Raw genomic sequence first — 23,281 nt, forward strand, 5'->3', positions numbered from 1 at the left:
TCTTTGAGGAAATTAACGCCCTGTAGCACAGCATGGCAGCCATGCAACAGGGTGTCAGACTCAGGTGAAAGCAAACTGCCTCAGGCAGCGATCGCCAGGGTCTCGCGCATCGCGGCGGCCATGGCCAGGCCGCCGTTCAGTTGCCATGCGGCACTGTGGCCCAGGCTGCGCAGGCAGGCGCTGGCGCGCGCGCTGCGATTGCCGCTGCGGCAAAAAAACACCAGCGGCCGCTGTGGTTGCTCCAGCCAGGCGCCGACCTGTTCCGCCAGGCGGCTCAGCGGTACGCTGTGCACGGCCAGGCCCTCGAACACATCGTCCACGCAAGCGGCCTGCTCATGGCCTTCGCGCACGTCCACCAGGATCGCATCGCGGTGCTGCTGCAGGAAGGCGGAGAGATCCTTGGCATCGAGCTGCAAGGGAGCCGACGCTGGCTGGCTCAGCACGGCACGCAGGGTGCTGCACAGCTGATCGCCGCGGGCGGAACACAGCACGGTGTCGGGCGTGAGCATGCCCTGGTCCAGCAAGCTGACAAGTGAAGCAGCCCCCAGCGTACCGGTAAAGGCAAACTCCAGACCCAGCACATACACGTCCTGCCCTTCGCAATCGACACGGTGCAAGCGCTGCTGCCCCAGCATCAGTGCATCGTCTGCAGCGATATCGCCGACCTGTTCCAGCCCCAGCGCTTGCAGCAGGGCCTGGCGCGCCGCGCCCTGGTCGGCCGGCACAGACGTGTACACGATGGCGCGCACGCTGTAGCCCTGGCAGCGCAGCAAGGCGGCCAGGCGCGGCACCAGCGCGGCCAGCGGGTCGATGATCACGCAGGTGGCGCTGGCAGCGTCGCTGATCAGCCAGGTGCTGGCGCCGTCAAACGTCAATTGCAGCACGCCGTCGTGCGGTACCGGCGATGAGGCGGACGGCAGCAGGCAATTGCTGCGCAGCGCCTCGCCGCAGCGCTCGATACGGGCGCACGCTTCCGTGATTGTTTGCGCATCGATCAAGGGACCGAAGGACATGCGGATAGCCGAGCTGGCGCGCCATTGCGGCACGTTCATGGCTTCCAGCACATAACTGGGGAGAGCCTTGGCGGCCGAACAGGCACTGCCGGAGCTGACGCGCACGCGGGCCGCATCGAACAGGTCCAGCAATTCTTTCGACGACAGGCCGGGTACGCTGAAGTTGAGCGTGGTCGGCAGCGACAAGGCCAGCGGCATATTGAAGACGATGCCGGGGAAAGCCCGTTCCAGGCTGGCTACCAGGCGCTCGCGGAAGATGGACAGTTCGGCATGGCCACGGAAGGTCTTGCCGTCGTCGAGCGCGGCCAGCACGGCGCCCAGGGCGGCGATGCCAGTCATGTTTTCCGTGCCCGAACGCAAACCGGCTTCCTGGCCACCGCCCATCAGCAAGGGCGTGAATGGTGCACCGTTGCGCACATACAGCATGCCGATGCCCTTCGGTGCATACAGTTTGTGGCCGGAAAACGGCGCGTAATCGATGCGCGTGGCGGCCAGGTTCAGCTTGAGCTTGCCCAGCGCCTGCACGCAATCGACCATCCAGTAGGCATCGGCGCCGTGCTGCTGCAGCAATTGCGCAATCGCCGTCAGGTCGCTGATGACACCGGTTTCATTGTTGGCCGCCATGGTGCACAGCATGGCCGTGTCGCCGATGAGCTCGCCCAACACCTGCAGATCATGGCGGCCCTGCGCATCGACGGGCAGCTTGCGCAATTCCAGGTTCAGTCCCAGCAAACGGTTCCAGTGCGCCAGGGCTTCCGGCACGGCCTTGTGTTCGGTCGCACCATACAACAGCAGGCTGCCGATGTGCTTGCCTGCAGCGCGGCGTTCGCGCAGCGCGCACAGCGCCGACAGCACGGCCGTCTGGATGCCCTCGGTGGCGCCGCTGTTGAACATCAGCCTGCCGTCACCCGTGCCCAGCAGGTGGCTGGCGCGGCGGCGCACGCCATCGAGCAGCGCTTTCGCCTGCAGTCCCGTAGCATGTGTGCTGCTGGGGTTGCCGTAGCCTTGCTCCATCGCCTGTTTTGCGGCGGCGACGGCGGCGGGCAGCACGCTGGTGGTGGCGTTGCTGTCGAGGTAGATTTCAGTGTGCATGGTGGTATCAGAAAATTGCTGGCGAATAGACAGCTTAACGAATTCGCTCCGTCAATATATACCAAAAATTCCTGCGTATGCCATCACATAAAGCATATTCATTTTATTTTAAGTCATTACACAGCATAAGATCACTATCCGTCGTCGATGAACTAATTTCCTATGGCTAACTTATTGTATAGTTGCCTTTTCGTTCATCCCGCCTCGATGCCGTTTGCGCCATGCCAGACCACCTGCTGCTGATCGAAGACGACTTGCCGCTCGCTGCGCTGACGGCGGAATTCCTGCGCGCCGAAGGCTTGCGCGTCAGCGTAGTCCATCGTGGCGACGAAGCGGTCGCGGCGATCGAACAGCAGCAACCGGCGCTGGTGATCCTCGACGTGATGCTGCCGGGCCTGGACGGTTTCAGCGTCTGCCGCCAGATCCGCGCCGCGTATCCCGGCCTGATCCTGATGCTGACCGCACTCGATGAAAACCATGAACAATTGACCGGCTTCGACGCCGGCGCCGACGATTTTGTCGTCAAGCCAGTCGATCCGCTGGTCTTGCTGGCACGCATACGGGCCATGCTGCGGCGCCATCCCGGGCAGGCGCGGCGCCTGGATTTCGGCCGTTTCAGCCTTGACCTACACGGCCAGCAAGCCACGCTCGATGGCGCCCGCCTGCATTTTTCCACCGCCGAATTCGAGTTGCTGGCCATCTTTGCACGCCACGCCGGGCTGCCGCTGGGACGCGAAGTGCTGCTGCAACAGCTGCGCGGCCTGGCCTATGACGGCAGCAACCGCTCGGTCGACATGCGGGTATCGCGCTTGCGCAAGAAACTGGGCGCACTCGATTGTCCCGTAACGATACAGACCGTCATGGCGCAAGGCTATCTGTTCAGCGACACCAGCGGGACACCGCATGCGGATTAAGCGTCCAGGTCTCGCAGGCGGCCTGGCCCTGCTGGCAGGCGTCGGCTGGGGCGCACTGACCGTCTGGCTGCTCTTTTTATCGGCCAAGAGCGCCGTCGGCGTCAGCGAATACAGCTTCCGCCGCCTGATGAGCGGTCCCGGTTATTTGCTGGTCGGGCAATTGCGCGGCCTGTCGGGCGAGGTGCGCGCACAGCGCCTGCAGGAATTGCAGCGGCGCTTCCAGTTCCCGCTCACCTTGGTGCCGCGCAACAGCGTTGAACTGGCGCCGGAAGCGGGCGTGATGCTCGACAATGAACACGCGGTATTGGGCGTCAGCGAAGAAATCGCGTATTACGCGCTGGACCGCGACACCTTGATCCAGTTCGGCCCGATGTGGGGCGCGGCGGCCATGGAAGACGTGCTGAACCTGCGCATCTACTGGCTGACGGCCGCCTCCGCCGCGCTGCCCTTGCCGCTGCTGTTGCTGGCGGCCTGGCAGCGCCGGCGCAAGCGCGCCGCCACCATGGCGGCACTCAGCATGTCACTGTCGCAACTGGCGCGTACGCCCGCACTGATCCTGCCCACTGGCAGTGGCGAATGGGCGCCGTTGCTGGCCGCGCTGCAACAACATGCACACAACATTGCCGCGATGGGCGAACGCCACAAGGAAGTGTCGCAAGCCGTGTCGCACGAATTGCGCACGCCGCTGGCGCGCATGCGTTTTGCGCTGGCCCTGCTGGAACGCGGCGCGGACGAAGACACCCGGCAACGCCTGCAGCAGCGCCTGCTGAAAGACATCGCCGAACTGGAATCGCTGGTGCGCGCCAGCCTGGCCTTCGCCCGCCTGGCCGACGCGCCGGCGGCACTGGCGCGCGAACCGGTACTGCTGCGCAGCTGGCTGCAGGAAGAACTCGATGCGCTGGAACTGGCCGGGCAACCGGCCGAACTGGTCATCGATACCACCGCGCGCGAACTGCGCGGCGACCGTGCACTGCTGCATTTGATCGTGCGCAATCTGCTGGTCAACGCCTGCACCTATGGCCATGGCCGGCTGCGGCTCAGCGCGGCCAACCATGGCAGTGCTCACATCGTGCTGCATGTCGATGACGATGGTCCCGGCGTGGCGCTGGAAGACCGCGACCGCATCTTCGAGCCTTTCGTGCGCCTCATGCCGCACGATGCCGAGCACACGGGCCATGGCCTGGGCCTGGCGCTGGCCAGGCGCGCCGCCCACTGGCAGCAGGGCGATATCCAGGTGACGCGCAGCCCGCTGGGCGGCGCGCGCTTCAGCCTGGTCTTGCCGCTGCGGCTGGACTGAGGCCAGCGCGTCCGTTACATCCTGTGACAGCCGGCCCGGCCGGGCACTTTTACACTGTGGCAACTAATTGCATGCGCCGCGCCGTACTGCGTGCGCATTCCCTTGCCTTGCCCACCTTACCGGAGAAATGACCATGCCTGCAATGACGCACCGTACCCTCGCCTTCGCCATCATGACCAGCATGCTTGCCGCCTGTGGCGGCGGCGACTATCAAAGCGGGCAAGCGCCGGTGAATGCCGCCGAAGTCGTGACGTCGCTGGCGCCGCAACCGTACACGGCCGGCACCATCCGCCCGAACCACGTCACCCAGGCGCAGCTGGACCAGCAGCGCCTGGCCTTTTACCAGCAATGGAAAAGCAAATATATCGCCCAGGAATGCGGCGCCGGCCGGTATTTCGTCAAGGTCAATGCGGATGGCAAGTTTTCCGGCGGCGGCACGCAGAATGGCACGCTGACGATTTCGGAAGCGCATGGCTACGGCATGCTGATCAGCGTGCTGATGGCCGATGAAGACCCGGGCGCCAAGACCGTGTTCGACGGCATGGTGGCGTATTTCCGCGATCACCAGGCCAGCTCGGGACCGGGCTTGATGGCGTGGAACCAGATCACCGGCTGCGGCAATTCCAGCGACGGCAGCAGCAGCGCCACCGATGGCGACCTCGACATCGCCTACGCGCTGCTGCTGGCGCACCGCCAGTGGGGCAGCACGGGCGCAATCAATTACCGCCAGGAAGCACAAACCGTGCTGAACGCCATCATGGCGCGCGAAGTCCACCCATCGGGCAAGCACTTGCTGCTGGGCGACTGGACCGGCACCACCGGCAAATACGGTTATGCCACCCGCACCTCGGACTTCACCCTGTCGCACCTGGCCGCCTTCGCCGCCAGCACCGGCGACGCACGCTGGAGCGCCGTGCGCGACCGCAGCTACGCCATCATCGACACCTTGCGCACCAGCTACAGCCCGCAAACCGCACTGGTGCCGGATTTTGTCGTGAACCTGAATATTGCAGCCAAGCCCGCTGCCAGCAACTTCCTGGAAGGCACGACCGATGGCCAGTACTCGTGGAACGCCTCGCGATACCCATGGCGCGTGGCGCTCGATTACCTGGTCTACGGCGACCAGCGCGCCTTCAATGCATTGACGCCCTTCAATGCCTGGGCGCGTACGCAAACGGGCAACAACCCGGCCAAGTTCGCCAGCGGCTACAAGCTGAACGGCACGCCGATCAAGGCCAACGACACCAATGAGCTGGCCTTCGTCTCGGCGCTGGGCGTGGCGGCCATGATCGCACCGGAAAACCAGGCCTGGCTGAACGCCATCTGGACCAATGTACAAGGGCGTACCCTGCAGCAGGAAGATTATTACGGCAACAGCCTGAAGATGCTGACGATGATCGGCATGACGGGACGCTGGGCCAAGCCACAATAAAGCCGCAGTAAAAGCTGGTCGTACTCTGCTAAGATCCAGGATAAATATTCTGGATCCTGGCGATAAACGACATGAACTCTCTCGACAAATTCGATTGCGCGATACTGGCTGCACTGCAGAGCGACGGCACCCTGTCGATCGCGGCCCTCAGCGACAAGATAGGCTTGTCCAGCACGCCATGCTGGAAGCGGGTCAAGCGGCTGGAAGAAGAGGGGTATATCGAGAGCCGGGTGGCGATCGTCAACCGGCAAAAAGTGGGCTTGCCGGTGACGGTGTTCGTCAGCGTGCGCACGGGCCAGCATGATGAAAAATGGCTGCGCCGTTTTGCCGCCGCCGTCATCGTCTTGCCCGAAGTACAGGAATTTCACCGCATGAGCGGCGATATCGACTATCTGCTGAAAGTCGTCACCACCGATATCAAGGGCTATGACACTTTCTACAAAAAACTGATCAAGGCAGTGCAGCTGACGGGCGTGTCATCTGCTTTTTCCATGGAGCAAATCAAGTTCACCACGGAATTGCCGCTGGAATTGATTGCCCATGGCTTGCCTGCCTGACAGTTTTACAAGGTTGGCGACTTGACCGTCGCCGCGTGCGTAAAGAAGTCAAAAATACCGCTCTCGCTCATGCGGCGCGCATTGGCCAGTTCACCGCCCTTGGTGGCGTACAGCACCTGGTTATTCTCGCTCGACACCAGCACGGCGGCAGGAATCCCCTTCTTGATCGGGTTGCCATAGGCGTTGGCCACGTCCAGGTTATGGTCGAAATTGCCCACGTCAACCTTGACGACGCGGAATTCCTTTTGCATCAGTTCCGCGTTCTTGCCTTGCTTCAATGCCTTGTCGAGCGCGCGGCAATCTTCGCACCAGTTGGCGCCAAAGATCAGCAGTACGGGCACGTGGGCCGCCTTGGCGTCGGCCAGCGCGCGGGCCACGTCGGCCTTGGCGTCGGCCGCCGTGTTGTACGGCAAGTGCTGCGCGGCGCCTGGCTCCGCCGGGGCAGGTGCGGCGGCGACGGCGGTGATGGCGGCGCCGGCAAACAGTGCACTGGCAAGCAAGGCGGAAAGGGTGGACTTGGCGGCGATACGCATATTGAATCTCCAGAGTAGGCATGAGGCAAGCTGATCCGAGCTCAGCATGCATGACTGACTAGAATATTCCTGCTCGAAAGAAATATCTACAATTAATTCACACTGTGCTTATACGAAAAACGCATAAGGCGGCCGGCAAGCCTGGCGTGTGCATGGGATAATGGACCATCAACTCCGACAATCAGACTGAGCAGCGCGATGTCCACGCGCCCTTTCCCATGAAATCTTCTTTCCTGGCACGCTGGCTGCCACAACCAAATAACGGCAGCCGCCGCGAACAATTGCGCGCCTGCGCGGGCGCCATCTGCGGCTTGCTGCTGACGGGCCTGGCTTGCCACTTCCTGCTGGCGCCCGATAGCGCCAGTATTTACCTGATCGCGCCCATGGGCGCTTCGGCCGTGCTGCTGTTTTGCCTGCCAGCCAGCCCCTTGGCCCAGCCGTGGTCCGTGGTGGGCGGCAATGTCGTCTCGGGCCTGGTGGGCGTGGCCTGCGTAAAATGGCTGGGGCCGACGGTCGGCGTGGCGGCGCTGGCCGCCTGCCTGGCGATTGCCGCCATGTTCGCGCTGCGCTGTCTGCATCCGCCGGGCGGCGCCGTGGCCCTGACCACCGTGGTGGGCGGCGCCAGCGTGCATGCGGCCGGTTTTGAATTCGTCTTCGTTACCGTACTGTGCAATTCCGCCATGCTGGTCGCCTGCGCGGTGCTGTACAACAACCTGACGGGGCGGCGCTATCCGCACAGCCAGCAACTGGTGCAGCCACATCCGCATGCCACGGCCGACACGCCGCCCAGCACGCGGCTGGGTTTTTCGCCGGACGACCTGGATGCCGTATTGCGCCAGCACAAGCAAGTGCTCGACATCAGCCGCGATGATTTGCAGGCCATCTTTTTGCAAACGGAAATGCGCGCCTACCAGCGCCGCTTCGGCGTCGTCACCTGCGCCGACATCATGTCGAAAGACGTGCTCAGCGTGGAATTCGGCACCAGCCTGGCGGAAGCCTGGCAACTGATGCGCCAGCACGCGGTGGGCGCCCTGCCCGTGCTGAACCGGGCCCGCCGCGTGATCGGCATCATCACGCAGACCGATTTCCTGCGCCAGCAGACCATGGACGATTACCACGGTCTGCGCCACCACTTGCGCCTGCTGCTGCAGCGCAGCGGATTGAGCCATGGCGACAAGCCGGAAGTGGTGGGCCAGCTGATGACGGCGTCGCCGCACACGGCCCGGCTGGCCACGCCCATCATCGATGTGCTGCCCCTGATGGCCGACGCCGGCTACCACCATATTCCCATCCTCGATGAGGAAGCGCGCCTGGCCGGCATCATCAGCCAGTCCGACCTGATGGCGGCCCTGTACGAAAGCCGCTTTGCCGAGCTGGCGGCATGACCGCGTTTCAAGCCTATCTGCATGTCGCCAACGCCGCCCCGCAGGGTCCGCTGACGGCGCATTTTTTCGGCCAGCAATTGTCGATCGCCGATCACGCCACCGCCAGCGTCGATGCGGCACAACTGCATGTCAGCGTGGGCGGCATGGATCAGCCGCAACTATTCCTCAATTGGCTTGATGACGAGGGCCGGCAAATGGCATTGCAGGCGGCCACGCCGGACGATGTCGCCATCTTGCTGGTCAGCGCACCCGCCGCACTGCAGCCCGCCTTGCACAAGCTGTGGCGCGAACGCCAGCGCAACCGGCGGCAAGTTTCCAGCTGGCTGGCCGGCGTCACGGGCGCGGCTGTCGTGGCGGCGGCCCTGCTGTGGTGGCAGGGCAACAATACCATCGCCTGGCTGGCCGGCCACATTCCCCTGTCGGCGGAAAAGCAATTGGGCGACCTGGCCCTGGCGCAAGTGCGCAGCCAGGGCGGCCTGCTGGAACAGGGGCCCGCACAGCAAACCGTGCAAGAGATCGGCCAGCGCCTGACCACGGGTTCGCGCTATCGCTACCGCTGGCTGGTGAAACAGGATGAGAGCGTCAACGCGTTCGCCATGCCGGGCGGCATTATCGTCGTGCATACGGGCTTGCTGCGCCAGGCGGCCGACCCCGGCGAACTGGCCGGCGTGCTGGCGCATGAAGTGCAGCATGTGGAACAGCGCCATTCCTTGCGGCAAATGATCAGCAGCCTGGGCTGGGGCGCGCTGGTAGGCGTGACAATCGGCGACATCAGCGCCGTGGCCGCCATGGTGGTTCACCAGGCCGGCACCCTGTATTTCAGCCGTGACATGGAAGAAGAGGCCGACCGGCTCGGTCTGCACGCCTTGCAACGGGCAAACATTCGCCCCGATGGCATGCTGACATTCTTCCAGAAACTGGGCAGCGACAAAGCCGCGCCTGGCTGGCTGTCATCGCATCCGCAAACAACAGTACGCGCACAGGGCATCGCACAGTTGATCGCCGCCAACCCTTGCCCCGGCTGTGTGCCCTTGCACAGCGAACATTGGCCAGCGATGCAAGCAAGCTTGCCGGCTGCAGCCAAATAGCCACGCTCCCTCTCGGTTTTTATGCAAACGGGCTGGGCGATGGCGTATGCTTGCGGGTCGACTGTCAGCCGCTGCGCTTATCGGCTGGTCGCCTTGAACGTCTCCCTGATTCCCCTTGCAAAGGACATAACGAATGAAGCATCGTTTTACCGCCGGCACCCTCGGCACCCTGGCCACCGCCCTGTTGTTTGCCTATGCGCCGTTGGCGCAAGCGGCGGAGTCCACCACAAAGGCAGCCGCGCCGGCGCCCGCCGTCAGCGCGCCGCAAGCCAGGCAGCAGCTGCAAGTATTGGCCGACCAGTATTACGATGCCCTCGCCCGTTTCGATCCCGTCAATGCCACGGAAAGTGGCGACAACCGTTTTGACGACCAGCTCGGCTCTTCCATCGTGCCCGCAGCGCGCGCGAAACAGTTTGTGCTGTATCACCAGTTCCAGAAGCGCTTGCGGACCATCGCCCGCCCGCAGCTGTCGCAGCATGACCAGATCAATTACGATATCCTCGACTATGAACTGGCCTCGGCCCTGAGCTTCGAGCGTTTCCCCGAACACCTGCTGCCGCTGAACCAGATGGATAGCATGCCCGTCACTTTGGCCAACTATGCGGGTGGCGAAGGCTCGCAGCCGCTGACGACCGTCAAGCAATACAACGCCTATCTGAGCCGTTTGGGCCAGTTGCCGGGCTGGATAGACCAGGCCATCGCCAATATGCGCGTCGGCATGCAAAAAGGTATCGTCTTGCCGCGCGCACTGACGGAATCGGCCTTGCCGCAATTCAAGAAACTGGTCAGCGACACGCCGCAGGCCAGCGTGTACTACACGCCGATCAAGAACTTGCCGGCCAGTTTTTCGGCTGCCGACAAGGAACGCCTGACGCAAACCTACACAGTGATCATCCAGGCCAAGCTGATGCCGGCCCTGCAGCGCCTGGCCACCTTCATGGAAAAAGAGTACTTGCCGGCCAGCCGCAGCAGCAGTGGCTGGAGCGCCCTGCCCGATGGCGCCGCCTGGTACCAGGCGCGCGTGGCCAGCGGCACCACCACCGACATGACGCCGGAGCAGATCCACGCCATCGGCCTGAAGGAAGTGGCCCGCATCCAGGAACAATTTGCCATCGTGGGACCGAAAATGGGTTACACGGGGCCAGCCTCCGGCTTGCCGACCTGGGTGGCGGCGCAAGCCAAATACCATCCGTTCAAGACGGACCAGGAAGTGCTCGATGTCTACCGCAAGCTGAACGTAGTGCTCGACAGCAAACTGCCCGCGCTGTTCACCCTGGTGCCGAAAGCGCCGCTGGACTTGCGCCTGGAGCCTGAACTGAGCCGCGACACGGCTGCCGACCACTACACGGCGCCGGCTGCCGACGGTTCGCGTCCCGGCGTGTTCTGGTCGGTCGTGACCGACCCGAAAGAGTATGGCAGCACGGGCATGACGACCCTCTTCCTGCACGAAGGCAAGCCAGGCCACCATTTCCACCTGGCGCTGGTGCAGGAAATGGACTTGCCGAACTTCCGCCGCTTTGGCGGCAACAATGCCTTTACGGAAGGCTGGGCCCTGTATGCGGAAACCCTGGGCAAGGAAATGGGCTTGTATGACGATCCGGCGCAATATTTCGGCCACCTGAATGACGAAATGCTGCGCGCCGTGCGCCTGGTGGTCGACACGGGCTTGCACAGCAAGGGCTGGACGCGCGAACAAACCATCCAGTACATGCGCGACACCCTGGGCTACGACGCCGTGGCAAAGAGCGAAACGGAACGCTATATGGCCTGGCCAGGCCAGGCGCTGGGCTACAAGATCGGCGCACTGAAAATCCTGGAACTGCGCCAGCGCGCGCAGCAGGCGCTGGGCGACAAGTTCAGCTTGCCGAAATTCCATGAAGTGGTGCTCAGCGACGGCACCTTGCCGTTGAAATTGCTGGAAGCCAAGGTAGATCGCTGGATCGCGCAGCAGAAACAAAGCTAGGCGCATCGGGCATGGGATAAAACGGCAGCGCCAGTCGGGGCTGCCGTTTTTTTCGCCGCTACACCAGCAGCGCCGCGCTCATCGAACGCACTTCCTCGGCCGATTCGGCCAGGATGCTTTGCAAGGTCTCGTTATCGATAATGAAATCGATGACGGAGTCCGACGGCGTGAGCATTTCCACGAAAGTCTGTTGCAGCGGCGATGGCACGGGTGCCAGTTGCTTGGCCAATAACAAGGTATCGAGCAGGGAATCGGGGGGTATCGCCAGCAAGCCATCGCGCAAGCCTTCGATCGCTTCGGAGACCGCTTGTGGAATCAGCAGCTTCTTCATGACTTCGCGCGAAATGATTTCTTCGGCCGACTCCATCCAGTGTTCCGCATCGTCTTCCAGCAAACCGGGAAATTCGTCGGCGCGCGACAGCAGGTAAAAGCCGCCCACTTCATGCACGATGCCGGCAAACAGGGCCGTATCGGGGTCGATATTGGTCACGCGCCGCGCCAGCACATGGGCCAGCGCCGCCACGTGCGCCGTATGTTCCCACAACTGCTCGGCCTTCAAGCGCAGCTGGGGATCGATGATCTTGCTGCCGAACTGGCGCACCACCATGGCCGCCACCAGCGCATACAGGTTGCGGTAACCCATGCGCATGACGGCCGCGCGCACGCTGGTCACGGGCGCCGCCGCGCCACGGCTGTACACGGCCGAGTTTGCCAAGGCCACCGTGCGCGCCGCCAGCAACGGCTCGGCCAACACCAGCTTGATGGCCAGGTCGATATGGCAGTCCGGTTCGGACAAGGCCAGTTGCAATTTCAAGGCGGCATTAACGCTGGTAGGGAAAGTCAATTCCCCGCGTACCGCCTGGGAAACGATCAAGCCGAATGCCTGTAATTTATTCATCATACGCTCACTCCGCCTCTGTTTTTATTCTCATTACTTATTCTCATCACTTATTTTAAAATTCAGTAATCAGTCATGACCTTATAACAGAAACATGTATATCCGGCCGGACTCAAGAATAAACATCCTGTATTTCCAATGCCGCCAATATCGCAGCATCGCCGATCACAAATAATTTCGGCTGCTGTAATACTTGCAGCAGAAATGGCTGGCCTTCGCGCAAGCGGCGCCGATAATCGGCCAAGGTATATAAGTTGGGATTGATTTTACGGCGCAAGGTTCGTTCGGCAGGCGCCAATCGCGTCAGGATATCGCCATAATTGGCCTCTTCCCCCACCAGCAGCAACTCGACCGGATCACCCGGCACATCCTGCCCCCTGGCTGTTACGCCATACACAAAAGCCAGTTGCAGTTGGGGCGATAAGGGAGCCAGGCTGGTGCTCAGCACGCCAACCAGGCCAAACGTCTTTTGCACCAGGCCGCTCAATTCCGGATACACCAGGTTTTCCTTGTTCGGCCAGAAGCGCCGCACATTGCCGATACGCTCGGAAGTGATCAGCCCGGAATCATGCAGGCGCCGCAATTCACGCTGGGCCGAGGCGCTGCCCAGGCCTGTCAGGCGCATGATTTCATTCAGGTGGAAACCTTCGTTCACGCGCACAAACAGCAGTCCCAACAGCTTCTGCTGGGCCGGGGTGAACAGGGCATGGGCTATCATGCGCCAAATCTTAGCATGAATAAACTGACAATTGGCATGCCTGGGGCGCAGGTGCAACAATGCTGCTTACCCTGAATGCCCTGGGTTTCAAGCCATGTGGATTTTCTGTTGCAGCCCCAACAGAATTAAATCGATCCCCGCATCAAAACGCGTATCGAGGTCGGGATCAAAAATGGAAGCCATCGAAGCAAATACATGGGGATAACGGCCATTTGCCATGGCAATAAAATCACCCCGCCGGTCTTCCATTGCATCGGTGGAGGAATTGCCGGGTCCGGTGCCTTGCGCTTCCATGACAAAACCCATCACATAATAAAGCAAAGTAAATGTGCTCCAACTGGCCAGTTTCTCCGATGCGCCGCTGATCCGCATGGGCTTGATTAATGCCTCGGCCACGCGAAATACATTATCGGAAATCACATAGGTGCCGCCAAAAACGCGCACCCCATCGCGCCGCGCAGAGAGCGCCTGGCGTAATTGCGCCGCCACCTGGCGTACCTGCCCATCGCACGGGGCATCGAGGTCGACCGTGCGGGCCACGCCTTCGATCATCATATCGGCCATGCCATCGAGCAAGGCCTGCTTGTTGGCAAAATGCCAGTACAGCGAAGCGGCCTTGATCCCCATGGCCTCGGCCAGGCGGCGCATGGTCAAGCCTTCGATACCCACTTCATCGAGCAAGTCGAGCGCCCTGGCGACGACGGTGTCACGTTGAATTTTCATTTTGTGTGCATTCTTCTTGAAACTCTAACGACGTTAGTTTACCATTTTGCGTAGACTAACAACGTTAGATTGATGCCATGCAAAAGACAGAACTTGAAGTGATCATCGTGGGCGCCGGTCCGGCAGGACTGACCCTCGCGTGCGAATTACGCCTGGCCGGCATCCGCGTGGCGGTGCTGGAACGCCGCCAGGAAGCGACCGTGCATTCACGCGCGCTGACCATCCATGGCCGCACCCTGGAAATGCTGGGGCTGCGCGGCCTGGACCAGCGCTTGATCGCCCTGGGAAAAACCCTCCCCACCGGCCATTTCGCCGGGCTCGATACACGGCTGGATTTTTCCGGCTTCGATACACCGCATCCCTACACCTTGTTCCTGCCGCAAAGCACCACGGAACGTTTGCTGGAAGAGCAGCTGTTACAAGACGACCTGGCTGTCTGGCGCGGTGCGCTGGTCGAGCAAACCCGGCAGGATGAGCATGGCGTCACGGTGGCCGGCACGCACGATGGCGCACCTTTCACGCTGCGGGCCCGCTACCTGGTGGGCGCCGATGGCGGCCGCAGCCTGGTGCGCCAGCAGGCCGGCATCGCCTTCGAAGGCCTGGCCGCCAGTTGCAGCATGATCATGGGCGACGTGCTGTTGCGGCATCCGCCGGCATCGCCCATGCTGGCGATGACGAACGCGGCGGGTAGCCTGATGATGGTGCCGCTCGGCAATGGCCGCTACCGCGTGATCGTCATGAATGCGCAGCGCCCGCACGTCGCGGTGAGCGAAGCGGCGACCCTGGAAGAGTTGTCACAAGTGAGCACGGCCATCGCGGGACACGACTTTGGCCTGCACGATCCCGTCTGGCTATCGCGTTTTGGCGACGAAACGCGGCTGGCGCAGCGCTACCGCCAGGGCCGCATCTTCCTCGCCGGCGACGCCGCCCACATCCACATGCCGACCGGTGGCCAGGGCATGAATGTGGGCATGCAGGATGCGATGAATCTGGGCTGGAAGCTGGCGGGCGTGATCAAGGGCCAGGCGCCGGACAGCTTGCTCGACAGCTATCATGCGGAGCGCCACCCGGTCGGCCTGGCGCTGCAACACAATACCCTGGCGCAAACGGCCCTGCTGACACGCTTTGATGCACACATGCTGGCCCTGCGCGACACCGTCAGCGACATGCTGGCCCAGCCGGAACTGAACCGCAAGATGGCCAGCGACCTGTCCGGCTTCGGCTTGCGTTATGCGGCGCCGCTGGCGACGTCCGGTCCGTTCGGCAACGCTGGCTGGACAGGCCGGCGCATCCCCGACTGGCTGTTGCGCCTGCACGATGGCACGGCCGTCGGCATCCATGAATTACTGCACGCGGGCAAATGGCTGCACCTGTCCTTCGACGGTGCGCCCGGCACGCTGCCCTATGCTTTCGATAACTCCTGGCTGACCTCGCTGCAAGTCAAACAGGCCGGCCCATCGCTGGCCGGCCTGAAAAGCTTGCTGATACGGCCCGATGGCTATGCCGATAATGCGGCGTGATCAGCGATAGGCTCAAGCCACCTGATAGCGGGCAGCAGGCTTGGTATGGGACAGGTTCGGCCCCAGCGCCAGGCGCGCTGTTTCAAAACGGTCCCAGTCGGCCGCGTCAGGCAGCGATGGCACGGTCACCACTTCACCCTGGTCGAAACCGGCCAGCGCCGCATCGACGAGGTTGTCCGGCGTCATGACGATGGCGGCTGGCAAATGGGAGATCGGCACGCCGGCGCGGTCCCAGAATGGCGTGGCAATGGCGCCCGGCAAGACGGCCTGCACGCGGATGCCCTTGTCTTTCAGCTCGTGGTGCAGCGATTGCGTCAGCGCCAGGACATAGGCCTTGCTGCCGCCATACGTGCCATTCAACAGCTCGGGCGCCACGGCGGCGATCGACGAGATATTGATGATGGCGCCATGGCCGCGCGCCACCATGCCCGGCGCCACGGCGTGCGTCAGCCGCGTCAGCGACAACACGTTCAGTTGCAGCATATTGTCGAGGTCATCGGCCGATGAATCGATCAGGCTCGCCGTGGCGCCCACGCCTGCATTGTTGACCAGCAAGGTGATGCTGGCGTCATTGCGCAAGCGCTGCTCCAGCGCGCGCACCTCGTCGGCCTTGCCCAGGTCGGCTGTTACGGTAGCAACCGCACGGCCCGTTTCGCGGGCCAGCCTGGTTGCCAGCGCATCGAGCTTGTCCGCGCTGCGGGCAACCAATAATAAATCGTAGCCGCGGCGCGCCAGGCGCTCGGCGTAAATGGCGCCGATGCCGGTCGATGCGCCCGTGATCACTGCAGTACCTGTCTTGTTCAAGGTCGTCATGATAAATCCTCTTTAGGTTGGGCATGCTTCCCGGCGCGTCGCGCCCGGCTTGGCATGCATTGACAGGACCAGTGTAGAGGGTTAACCTTTAACCCGAATGACATAGAAACCTCAATTTGGGCCATCATGCAAAAGACTATCGCCTTCGTCGTGTTTCCCGGCTTCCAGATCGTCGACCTGGCCGCCATCACCGTTTTTGAATTGGCCAATAACTTGCCCGGCGGGCCGCGCTACGCCATCCAGATGCTGTCCGAACATGGCGGTCTGGTGGCCAGTTCCTCGCTGGCCAAGGTCGATACCTTGCCATTTTCACGGCATGACTACGATACCGTGCTGGTCGGCGGCGCCACTTCGGCCATCGTCGCCACGGCGCCTTTCCTCGACTTCCTGCGCCAGGCGGGCGCGGCCTCGCGGCGCATGGCCAGCATCTGCACCGGCGCGCTGCTGCTGGCCGAGGCCGGTTTATTCGATGGCCGCCGCGTCACCACGCACTGGTGCCAGGCGCGGCAATTGCAGCGCCAGTTTCCCAAGACCAAGGTGGAAGAAGACCGCATCTTTATCAATGATGGCAAATTCTGGAGTTCGGCCGGCATGACGGCTTGCATCGACCTGGCCCTGGCCCTGCTGGAAGCGGACGCTGGTGTCGAGATCGCCCGCACGGTGGCGCGCCAGATGGTGGTGTATCACCGGCGCAGCGGCGGGCAATCGCAGTTTTCCGCGCTGCTGGAACTGGAGCCGAAGTCAGACCGCATCCAGAGCGCCCTCAGCTACGCCAAAGCCAACCTGCGCAAACCGCTGAGCGTGGATGAACTGGCCGACGCGGCGCACTTGAGCCGGCGCCAGTTCAGCCGCAGTTTTCGCCTCGAAACAGGCCATTCGCCCGCGAAAGCCGTGGAAACCTTGCGGGTCGAAGCGGCGCGCACGATGCTGGAACAAGGCAATCATGCGATCGACGTGGTGGCCCGCGAAAACGGTTTCGATGATCCGGAACGCATGCGCCGCGCCTTTATCCGCGCCTATGGCATGCCGCCGCAGGCGATCAAGCGCGGCTTGCGGCAGGCAAACCCGGCATAGTTCAAGAGCCGATTGCCGCCGGCATTTCCTCGGCCAGGCAATCGAGCAAGGCGCGCACCGAAGGCAGCAAGCCCTGGCGAAACGGAAACACGGCGTACAGATACGAATCGGTGGCGCGCCATGCGGGCAGCACGCGCCGCAAGCGGCCACTGCGCTCGTCTTCGCGGCACACATAGGCAGGCAAGGCCACCAAACCTAATCCGGCACATGCGGCATGCTTGAGGGCAACCATATCGTTGCTGGCAAACCGCGCCTGCACCGGCACGGACAGCGCTGGTTCATTATCACTATGCAATTGCCAGTGCTGCTGCGTTTCGCGTCCGAAGATCAGGGTCTCATGGCTGGACAACTCTTGCGGCAACAGCGGTTCGCCGCAGCGTTGCAGGTAGTCCGGCGATGCATACAGGCACCAGGAAACAGCGCTCAGCCGGCGCTGCACCAGCGAAGAATCGGGTAGTGGACTCGAGTGACCCCGGATCGCCAGGTCATAACCCGTATCGATCAAGTCGGTCATCAGATCGCTGGCATGTTGCACTACCGTGATGCCAGGAAAGCGGCGCATGAACGCGGGCAGGATATCGCGCAAGGCAAATTGCGCCACCGTCACGGAAGTGCTGATGCGGATCATCCCGGCCGGCTCGCTCAGGCGGCGGCGCGCGATATTTTCAGTGAGCTCCGCTTCATGCAGCAAAACTTGCGCCTGTGCATAAAATTCGCTGCCCACATCGGTCAGGCCAAACTTGCGCGTGCTGCGGTTCAACAGGCGCAGATTCAAGTCGTTTTCCAGCAACTGGACGCGGGCGCTGAGCGTGGACTTGGCCACATGCAACACCCGCCCGGCCGCCGTAAAGCCGCCATGGTTGACCACTTGCACGAAGTAAAAGACGTCATTCAGATTGAGCATGGAGCGATCTTCCCACATTTCCGAACAATCTGTCCGTGCCGGACCGTCTTCCCCCACCCTGGCAGCCTGACTACACTGCATCCATCATTGATCAGGAGGCCATCAGCATGAGCTTACGTTTTTCCCATATCGTCACGGCCAGGCCCATGCCGGTCGGCACCGGCTGCACCATCGCGCAATTTCGCCATGACGCCTTTCATGGCGCGGCCATGTCGCCCTTCGTGATGGTCGACCATTTTCATATGTGGCAACCGACTTTCGACGTGCACCCGCATGCAGGGTTTTCGGCCGTCACCTTGATGTTTGAAGATAGCCGGGGCGAAATGCTCAGCCGCGATTCGCTGGGCCACCGCAACCAGTTCGGCGCCGGCGACCTGCACTGGACCCTGGCTGGCAGCGGCATCCTGCATACGCAGTTGCCGGTTGGCGAACAAGCGCATATCCACGCCCTGCAGATTTTCGTCAACCTGCCAGCCTACCTGAAAAACCTGGCGCCCGACTCGTTTTGCGTGCCGGGCAAGCAGATGCCCATCATCGGCAAGGCCGGTGTCCGCGTGCGCGTGGTGGCGGGCCAGGTCGGTCCGCTGGTCTCCCCCGCCAGCACGCCCACGCCCGTCTTGATGCTCGACATCAAGCTGCAAGGCATTGCCGAACCCTACGCGGTGGACTTGCCTGCCGGCTGGAACGCCTGGCTGCATGTGGTCAGCGGCCAGCTCGATATCGACGCGGGCATCAGCGTGCAGACCGGCCAGGCCATCTGCGCCAGCGCAGCAGAAGCCGGCCAGCTCAGCTTGAGCACCACGGCAGAAGTCCATTGCGTGCTGCTGGCAGGGCCCCATATCGACGAAGCCGTGGTCACGCACGGCCCCTTTGTCTTCGAAAGCAAGGCCTCGCTGCAGCAGGCGCTGGAGCGCTTGCAAGCTGGTCATTTTGGGGAAGTTCCGGCTTAACACTATTTCTATCGGGCATAAAAAAACGGCACCGGGATTTCTCCACGGTGCCGTTTTTGTTAGCAAGAAGCCAGATTACGCTTCGTCGCCCTGGTGTTGCTGGATTTCGATGTCTTGCAGTGCTTCGGCAGCTTCGCCAGCCAGCGAGGCTTTTTCGGCCAGCAGCAGCGCTTGACGTTCTTCCACTTCCCACGCTTCTTTTTCCTTGCGTGCGCGGTGGAAGGCCAGGCCCGTACCGCCAGGAATCAGGCGGCCGACGATGACGTTCTCTTTCAGGCCGCGCAGACCATCGCGCTTGCCCATGATCGCCGCTTCGGTCAGCACGCGGGTGGTTTCCTGGAACGATGCGGCCGAGATGAACGAATCGGTCGACAACGATGCCTTGGTAATACCCAGCAAGACGTTCTCGTAGGTCGCAGGAATCTTGTTCTCCGACAATACGCGATCGTTCTCGTCCAGCAGTTCCGAACGCTCTACCTGCTCGCCAACGATGTAGTTGGTGTCGCCGGCATTGACGATCTGTACACGGCGCAGCATCTGACGCACGATTACTTCGATGTGCTTGTCATTGATCTTCACGCCTTGCAGACGGTACACGTCCTGGACTTCGTCAACGATGTAGCGTGCCAGTGCTTCGATACCCAGCAGACGCAGGATGTCTTGCGGATCGGCCGGGCCGTCCACGATCATCTCGCCCTTGTTCACGACTTGGCCGTCATGCACCAGCACTTGTTTGTCCTTGGTGATCAAGAACTCATGCTTGTTGCCGTCCATGTCTGTGATTTCCAGACGTTGCTTGCCTTTGGTTTCTTTACCGAACGCAACCGTACCCGTGACTTCCGCCAGCATACCGGCGTCTTTCGGCGAGCGCGCTTCGAACAGCTCGGCAACGCGTGGCAGACCACCGGTAATATCGCGCGTTTTTTGCGATTCGGTAGGAATACGTGCCAGCACTTCACCAACCGATACCTGTTGACCGTCTTTCACCATGATCAGCGCGCCGACCTGGAAGCCGATCGCCACCGAGTGTTCGGTGCCGGCGATCTTGACTTCTTCGTTGGCGTCGTTGATCAGCTTGACTTGCGGACGCAACGTTTTGGTCAGCGAACCGCGACGTTTTGCATCGATCGCCACCAGGGTGGACAGACCGGTCACTTCGTCGACCTGACGGGCCACGGTGACGCCTTCTTCGACGTTCTCGAAACGCACTTGACCGGCGTATTCGGTAATGATCGGACGGGTCAGCGGATCCCACGTTGCCAGTGCCGTACCGGCCTTGATGACCATGCCGTCCTTGACGATCAGGGTCGCACCGTACGGTACTTTATGACGCTCGCGCTCACGGCCATGGTCGTCGGTAATCAGCACTTCGCCGGAACGGGAAATGACGATTTGCGCGCCCTTGCCGTTCGTCACGTAACGCATGGTTGCCGTGAAGCGGATGGTGCCGTTCGATTTGGCTTCAACCGACGATGCCACTGCTGCACGCGATGCCGCACCACCAATGTGGAAGGTACGCATGGTCAGCTGGGTACCAGGCTCACCAATCGACTGCGCTGCCACCACACCGACTGCTTCACCGGCGTTGACCAGCAAGCCACGGCCCAGGTCGCGGCCATAGCACTTGGCGCACAGGCCGAAGCGCGTGTCGCAAGTCAGTGGCGTACGTACCTTGACTTCATCGATGGACAGACGCTCGATCTCTTCGACCATGTCTTCGTCCATCAGGGTGCCGGCGTCATACAGGGTTTCCTGGGTTTCAGGATTGACGACGTCATGCACCACCACGCGGCCGAGGATACGGTCGCGCAACGGTTCGATGACTTCACCACCTTCAACCAGGGCCTTCATGACGGTACCGTTGGTGGTGCCGCAATCGTCCTCGATGACCACCAGATCTTGCGTAACGTCAACCAGACGACGCGTCAGGTAACCGGAGTTAGCCGTTTTCAGCGCCGTATCGGCCAGACCTTTACGTGCACCGTGGGTCGAAATGAAGTACTGTAAAACGTTCAGACCTTCGCGGAAGTTCGCGGTAATCGGCGTTTCGATAATCGAGCCATCCGGTTTGGCCATCAGACCACGCATACCGGCCAACTGGCGAATCTGGGCTGCGGAACCGCGCGCGCCGGAGTCGGCCATCATGTAAATGGCGTTGAACGATTCTTGCGTCGACTTGGTGCCATCGCGCTTGACGACGTCTTCGACTTTCAGCTGGTCCATCATGGCCTTGCCGACTTCGTCCGAGGTTTTGCCCCAGATGTCGACGACCTTGTTGTAACGCTCGCCGGCGGTCACCAGACCCGAAGCGTATTGCTGTTCGATCTGTTTGACTTCCGATTCGGCCGTCGCGATCAGGGTCACTTTTTGAGGTGGTACCAGCATGTCGTCGACGCAGATCGAAATACCTGCGCGCGTCGCCAGGCGGAAGCCCGATTGCATCAGTTTGTCTGCGAACACAACAGTTGCGCGCAGGCCGCACTTGCGGAACGACGTGTTGATCAGTTTGGAAATTTCTTTCTTTTTCAGCGCGCGGTTCAGTACGGAGAACGGCAAGCCTTTAGGCAGAATTTCCGACAGGATCGCACGGCCGACCGTGGTTTCGTAGCGGGTGATGGTTTTTTCGAATTCGCCGGTTTCAGCGTTTTTCGGGTATTCGGTGATACGCACGGTCACGCGGGTCGTCAGTTCGACTTCCTTGTTATCGTAGGCGCGGATCACTTCGGAGACGTCAGGGAACAACATCCCTTCGTTCTTCGCATTGATTGCTTCGCGGGTCGCGTAGTACAGACCCAGCACGATATCCTGCGATGGCACGATCGACGGCTCGCCGTTCGATGGGAACAGGATGTTGTTCGATGCCAGCATCAGGGTACGTGCTTCCATCTGTGCTTCGATCGACAGAGGAACGTGGACCGCCATTTGGTCACCGTCAAAGTCGGCGTTGAATGCCGCGCAGACGAGTGGGTGCAACTGGATGGCCTTGCCTTCAATCAGCACTGGCTCGAACGCCTGGATACCCAGACGGTGCAAGGTTGGTGCGCGGTTCAACATGATCGGATGTTCACGGATCACGTCTTCCAGGATGTCCCAGACGACCGGCTCCTGGATCTCGACCAGCTTCTTGGCGGCCTTGATCGTGGTAGCCAGACCCATCAGTTCCAGTTTATTGAAAATGAATGGTTTGAACAGTTCCAGCGCCATCAGTTTCGGTAAGCCGCACTGATGCAGTTTCAATTGCGGGCCCACCACGATCACCGAACGACCGGAGTAATCGACGCGTTTGCCCAGCAAGTTTTGACGGAAACGGCCGCCTTTACCCTTGATCATCTCTGCCAGCGACTTCAGCGGACGCTTGTTGGCGCCGGTCATCGCTTTACCGCGACGGCCGTTGTCCAGCAGCGAATCGACTGCTTCTTGCAGCATGCGCTTTTCGTTGCGCGTGATGATCTCTGGAGCGCGCAGCTCCATCAGGCGTTTCAGACGGTTGTTACGGTTGATGACGCGGCGATACAGATCGTTCAGATCCGAGGTCGCGAAACGGCCACCATCCAGCGGTACCAGCGGACGCAGTTCCGGCGGCAGCACTGGCAGCACTTCCATGATCATCCAGTCAGGCTTGATGCCCGAACGCTGGAACGCTTCCAGCACTTTCAGGCGCTTGGCGTATTTCTTGATCTTGGCTTCGGATTTCGATTCCTTCAGTTCCACGCGCAGGGTTTCGGCATCGCGGTGGATGTCGATCGAGCGCAGCAGTTCACGGATACCTTCGGCGCCCATGAAAGCGGTGAAGTCGTCGCCGTACTCTTCGTACTTGGCGGCGTAGTCGTCTTCCGACATGATCTGGCACTTCTTCAGCGGGGTCATGCCTGGATCGGTCACGACGTATGCTTCAAAGTACAGCACGCGTTCGATGTCCCGCAGGGTCATGTCCAGCACCATGCCCAGGCGCGATGGCAGGGATTTCAGGAACCAGATGTGCGCGGTTGGCGAGGCCAGTTCGATGTGGCCCATGCGCTCGCGGCGCACTTTCGCCAAAGTGACTTCAACGCCGCACTTTTCGCAGATCACGCCGCGGTGTTTCAAACGCTTGTATTTACCGCACAGGCATTCGTAGTCCTTGATCGGGCCAAAGATCTTGGCGCAGAACAGGCCATCGCGCTCAGGCTTGAAGGTACGATAGTTGATGGTTTCCGGCTTCTTGACTTCGCCGTAGGACCACGAACGGATTTTCTCAGGCGAAGCGAGACCGATCTTGATTGCATCGAAGGTCTCGTTAGTCTGTACTTGCTTGAATAGATCGAGCAGTGCTTTCATGTATCACTCCAGAGGTGATTAAATTTCTATATTCCTGAGACTACATTGCCCGGCGCAGTTTCCTGTGCCGGGCCTTGTGTTTCCCAAACC

At 61.4% G+C, this 23,281-nt stretch carries 18 protein-coding genes; 10 read left to right on the top strand and 8 right to left on the bottom strand.

Features of this window, described 5'->3' with window-relative positions:
- Positions 1 to 80: 80 nt before the first annotated feature.
- A complete protein-coding gene (locus tag ACL9RI_RS14000) occupies positions 81 to 2,105 on the bottom strand; it encodes an aminotransferase class V-fold PLP-dependent enzyme (protein WP_422727148.1) in 2,025 nt (674 codons plus the stop codon).
- 221 nt (positions 2,106 to 2,326) lie between these two features.
- Between ACL9RI_RS14000 and ACL9RI_RS14005 the strand changes: the two genes are divergently transcribed.
- From ACL9RI_RS14005 to ACL9RI_RS14020, 4 genes are all read left to right on the top strand, one after another.
- Complete coding sequence (locus ACL9RI_RS14005) at positions 2,327 to 3,019, top strand: response regulator (RefSeq protein ID WP_422727149.1); 693 nt, start codon at positions 2,327 to 2,329, stop codon at positions 3,017 to 3,019.
- Complete coding sequence (locus ACL9RI_RS14010) at positions 3,009 to 4,316, top strand: ATP-binding protein (protein ID WP_422727150.1); 1,308 nt, start codon at positions 3,009 to 3,011, stop codon at positions 4,314 to 4,316. Before ACL9RI_RS14005 ends, ACL9RI_RS14010 begins: the two co-directional genes overlap by 11 nt.
- Positions 4,317 to 4,449: 133 nt before the next feature.
- Positions 4,450 to 5,748 carry a glycosyl hydrolase family 8 gene (locus ACL9RI_RS14015; protein ID WP_422727151.1) on the top strand — a complete coding sequence of 433 codons (1,299 nt, stop codon included), beginning with the start codon at positions 4,450 to 4,452 and terminating at the stop codon, positions 5,746 to 5,748.
- Between the two features lie 71 nt (positions 5,749 to 5,819).
- A complete protein-coding gene (locus tag ACL9RI_RS14020; protein ID WP_422727152.1) occupies positions 5,820 to 6,305 on the top strand; it encodes an Lrp/AsnC family transcriptional regulator in 486 nt (161 codons plus the stop codon).
- A 5-nt stretch (positions 6,306 to 6,310) separates the two neighbouring features.
- Here ACL9RI_RS14020 and ACL9RI_RS14025 read toward each other — a convergent pair whose 3' ends face one another.
- The gene (locus tag ACL9RI_RS14025) at positions 6,311 to 6,838 is read right to left on the bottom strand and encodes a thioredoxin family protein (RefSeq protein WP_422727153.1); all 528 of its coding nucleotides are present in this window, start codon (positions 6,836 to 6,838) and stop codon (positions 6,311 to 6,313) included.
- A 218-nt stretch (positions 6,839 to 7,056) separates the two neighbouring features.
- On the opposite strand from ACL9RI_RS14025, the gene ACL9RI_RS14030 reads away from it, so the two are divergent.
- From ACL9RI_RS14030 to ACL9RI_RS14040, 3 genes are all read left to right on the top strand, one after another.
- Positions 7,057 to 8,223, top strand: a complete 1,167-nt coding sequence (locus tag ACL9RI_RS14030) for an HPP family protein (protein WP_422727154.1) — start codon at positions 7,057 to 7,059, stop codon at positions 8,221 to 8,223.
- Entirely contained in the window at positions 8,220 to 9,311 is a 1,092-nt protein-coding gene (locus tag ACL9RI_RS14035; protein ID WP_422727155.1) for a M48 family metallopeptidase, read from the top strand. Before ACL9RI_RS14030 ends, ACL9RI_RS14035 begins: the two co-directional genes overlap by 4 nt.
- A 133-nt stretch (positions 9,312 to 9,444) precedes the next feature.
- Positions 9,445 to 11,274, top strand: a complete 1,830-nt coding sequence (locus ACL9RI_RS14040; protein ID WP_422727156.1) for a DUF885 domain-containing protein — start codon at positions 9,445 to 9,447, stop codon at positions 11,272 to 11,274.
- 58 nt (positions 11,275 to 11,332) lie between these two features.
- Here the strand turns inward: ACL9RI_RS14040 and ACL9RI_RS14045 are convergent, their stop codons facing one another.
- From ACL9RI_RS14045 to ACL9RI_RS14055, 3 genes are all read right to left on the bottom strand, one after another.
- A complete protein-coding gene (locus tag ACL9RI_RS14045; RefSeq protein WP_422727242.1) occupies positions 11,333 to 12,172 on the bottom strand; it encodes an HDOD domain-containing protein in 840 nt (279 codons plus the stop codon).
- Positions 12,173 to 12,284: 112 nt separating this feature from the next.
- Positions 12,285 to 12,890 (bottom strand): ArsR family transcriptional regulator, encoded by a 606-nt coding sequence (locus tag ACL9RI_RS14050; RefSeq protein WP_422727157.1) that lies wholly within the window; start codon positions 12,888 to 12,890, stop codon positions 12,285 to 12,287.
- An 87-nt stretch (positions 12,891 to 12,977) separates the two neighbouring features.
- Positions 12,978 to 13,613: a TetR/AcrR family transcriptional regulator C-terminal domain-containing protein gene (locus tag ACL9RI_RS14055; RefSeq protein WP_422727158.1), complete on the bottom strand. Its 636-nt coding sequence runs from the start codon at positions 13,611 to 13,613 to the stop codon at positions 12,978 to 12,980.
- 77 nt (positions 13,614 to 13,690) lie between these two features.
- On the opposite strand from ACL9RI_RS14055, the gene ACL9RI_RS14060 reads away from it, so the two are divergent.
- Positions 13,691 to 15,133 carry an FAD-dependent oxidoreductase gene (locus tag ACL9RI_RS14060; RefSeq protein WP_422727159.1) on the top strand — a complete coding sequence of 481 codons (1,443 nt, stop codon included), beginning with the start codon at positions 13,691 to 13,693 and terminating at the stop codon, positions 15,131 to 15,133.
- A gap of 12 nt (positions 15,134 to 15,145) precedes the next feature.
- Here the strand turns inward: ACL9RI_RS14060 and ACL9RI_RS14065 are convergent, their stop codons facing one another.
- Positions 15,146 to 15,946 carry an SDR family NAD(P)-dependent oxidoreductase gene (locus tag ACL9RI_RS14065; protein ID WP_422727160.1) on the bottom strand — a complete coding sequence of 267 codons (801 nt, stop codon included), beginning with the start codon at positions 15,944 to 15,946 and terminating at the stop codon, positions 15,146 to 15,148.
- A gap of 126 nt (positions 15,947 to 16,072) precedes the next feature.
- Here ACL9RI_RS14065 and ACL9RI_RS14070 point away from each other — a divergent pair, with 126 nt between their 5' ends.
- Complete coding sequence (locus ACL9RI_RS14070) at positions 16,073 to 17,020, top strand: GlxA family transcriptional regulator (RefSeq protein WP_422727161.1); 948 nt, start codon at positions 16,073 to 16,075, stop codon at positions 17,018 to 17,020.
- Position 17,021: 1 nt separating this feature from the next.
- On the opposite strand, the gene ACL9RI_RS14075 is transcribed toward ACL9RI_RS14070, so the two are convergent.
- On the bottom strand, positions 17,022 to 17,924 hold the full coding sequence (locus tag ACL9RI_RS14075; RefSeq protein WP_422727162.1) for a LysR substrate-binding domain-containing protein: 903 nt from the start codon (positions 17,922 to 17,924) through the stop codon (positions 17,022 to 17,024).
- Between the two features lie 107 nt (positions 17,925 to 18,031).
- On the opposite strand from ACL9RI_RS14075, the gene ACL9RI_RS14080 reads away from it, so the two are divergent.
- Positions 18,032 to 18,874 carry a pirin family protein gene (locus ACL9RI_RS14080; protein WP_422727163.1) on the top strand — a complete coding sequence of 281 codons (843 nt, stop codon included), beginning with the start codon at positions 18,032 to 18,034 and terminating at the stop codon, positions 18,872 to 18,874.
- A gap of 75 nt (positions 18,875 to 18,949) precedes the next feature.
- Here ACL9RI_RS14080 and rpoC read toward each other — a convergent pair whose 3' ends face one another.
- Complete coding sequence (rpoC, locus tag ACL9RI_RS14085) at positions 18,950 to 23,191, bottom strand: DNA-directed RNA polymerase subunit beta' (RefSeq protein WP_422727164.1); 4,242 nt, start codon at positions 23,189 to 23,191, stop codon at positions 18,950 to 18,952.
- Positions 23,192 to 23,281: the final 90 nt, after the last annotated feature.

Source organism: Janthinobacterium sp. Mn2066 (assembly GCF_049319705.1).
In the GTDB taxonomy this organism is placed as follows: Bacteria; Pseudomonadota; Gammaproteobacteria; order Burkholderiales; family Burkholderiaceae_D; genus Janthinobacterium.

Excerpts from the sequence above, each read along its gene's own strand:
- ACL9RI_RS14000 (WP_422727148.1), bottom strand. The coding sequence starts at position 2,105 with ATGCACACTGAAATCTACCTCGACAGCAACGCCACCACCAGCGTGCTG.
- ACL9RI_RS14005 (WP_422727149.1), top strand. The coding sequence starts at position 2,327 with ATGCCAGACCACCTGCTGCTGATCGAAGACGACTTGCCGCTCGCTGCG.
- ACL9RI_RS14010 (WP_422727150.1), top strand. The coding sequence starts at position 3,009 with ATGCGGATTAAGCGTCCAGGTCTCGCAGGCGGCCTGGCCCTGCTGGCA.
- ACL9RI_RS14015 (WP_422727151.1), top strand. The coding sequence starts at position 4,450 with ATGCCTGCAATGACGCACCGTACCCTCGCCTTCGCCATCATGACCAGC.
- ACL9RI_RS14020 (WP_422727152.1), top strand. The coding sequence starts at position 5,820 with ATGAACTCTCTCGACAAATTCGATTGCGCGATACTGGCTGCACTGCAG.
- ACL9RI_RS14025 (WP_422727153.1), bottom strand. The coding sequence starts at position 6,838 with ATGCGTATCGCCGCCAAGTCCACCCTTTCCGCCTTGCTTGCCAGTGCA.
- ACL9RI_RS14030 (WP_422727154.1), top strand. The coding sequence starts at position 7,057 with ATGAAATCTTCTTTCCTGGCACGCTGGCTGCCACAACCAAATAACGGC.
- ACL9RI_RS14035 (WP_422727155.1), top strand. The coding sequence starts at position 8,220 with ATGACCGCGTTTCAAGCCTATCTGCATGTCGCCAACGCCGCCCCGCAG.
- ACL9RI_RS14040 (WP_422727156.1), top strand. The coding sequence starts at position 9,445 with ATGAAGCATCGTTTTACCGCCGGCACCCTCGGCACCCTGGCCACCGCC.
- ACL9RI_RS14045 (WP_422727242.1), bottom strand. The coding sequence starts at position 12,172 with ATGAATAAATTACAGGCATTCGGCTTGATCGTTTCCCAGGCGGTACGC.
- ACL9RI_RS14050 (WP_422727157.1), bottom strand. The coding sequence starts at position 12,890 with ATGATAGCCCATGCCCTGTTCACCCCGGCCCAGCAGAAGCTGTTGGGA.
- ACL9RI_RS14055 (WP_422727158.1), bottom strand. The coding sequence starts at position 13,613 with ATGAAAATTCAACGTGACACCGTCGTCGCCAGGGCGCTCGACTTGCTC.
- ACL9RI_RS14060 (WP_422727159.1), top strand. The coding sequence starts at position 13,691 with ATGCAAAAGACAGAACTTGAAGTGATCATCGTGGGCGCCGGTCCGGCA.
- ACL9RI_RS14065 (WP_422727160.1), bottom strand. The coding sequence starts at position 15,946 with ATGACGACCTTGAACAAGACAGGTACTGCAGTGATCACGGGCGCATCG.
- ACL9RI_RS14070 (WP_422727161.1), top strand. The coding sequence starts at position 16,073 with ATGCAAAAGACTATCGCCTTCGTCGTGTTTCCCGGCTTCCAGATCGTC.
- ACL9RI_RS14075 (WP_422727162.1), bottom strand. The coding sequence starts at position 17,924 with ATGCTCAATCTGAATGACGTCTTTTACTTCGTGCAAGTGGTCAACCAT.
- ACL9RI_RS14080 (WP_422727163.1), top strand. The coding sequence starts at position 18,032 with ATGAGCTTACGTTTTTCCCATATCGTCACGGCCAGGCCCATGCCGGTC.
- rpoC (WP_422727164.1), bottom strand. The coding sequence starts at position 23,191 with ATGAAAGCACTGCTCGATCTATTCAAGCAAGTACAGACTAACGAGACC.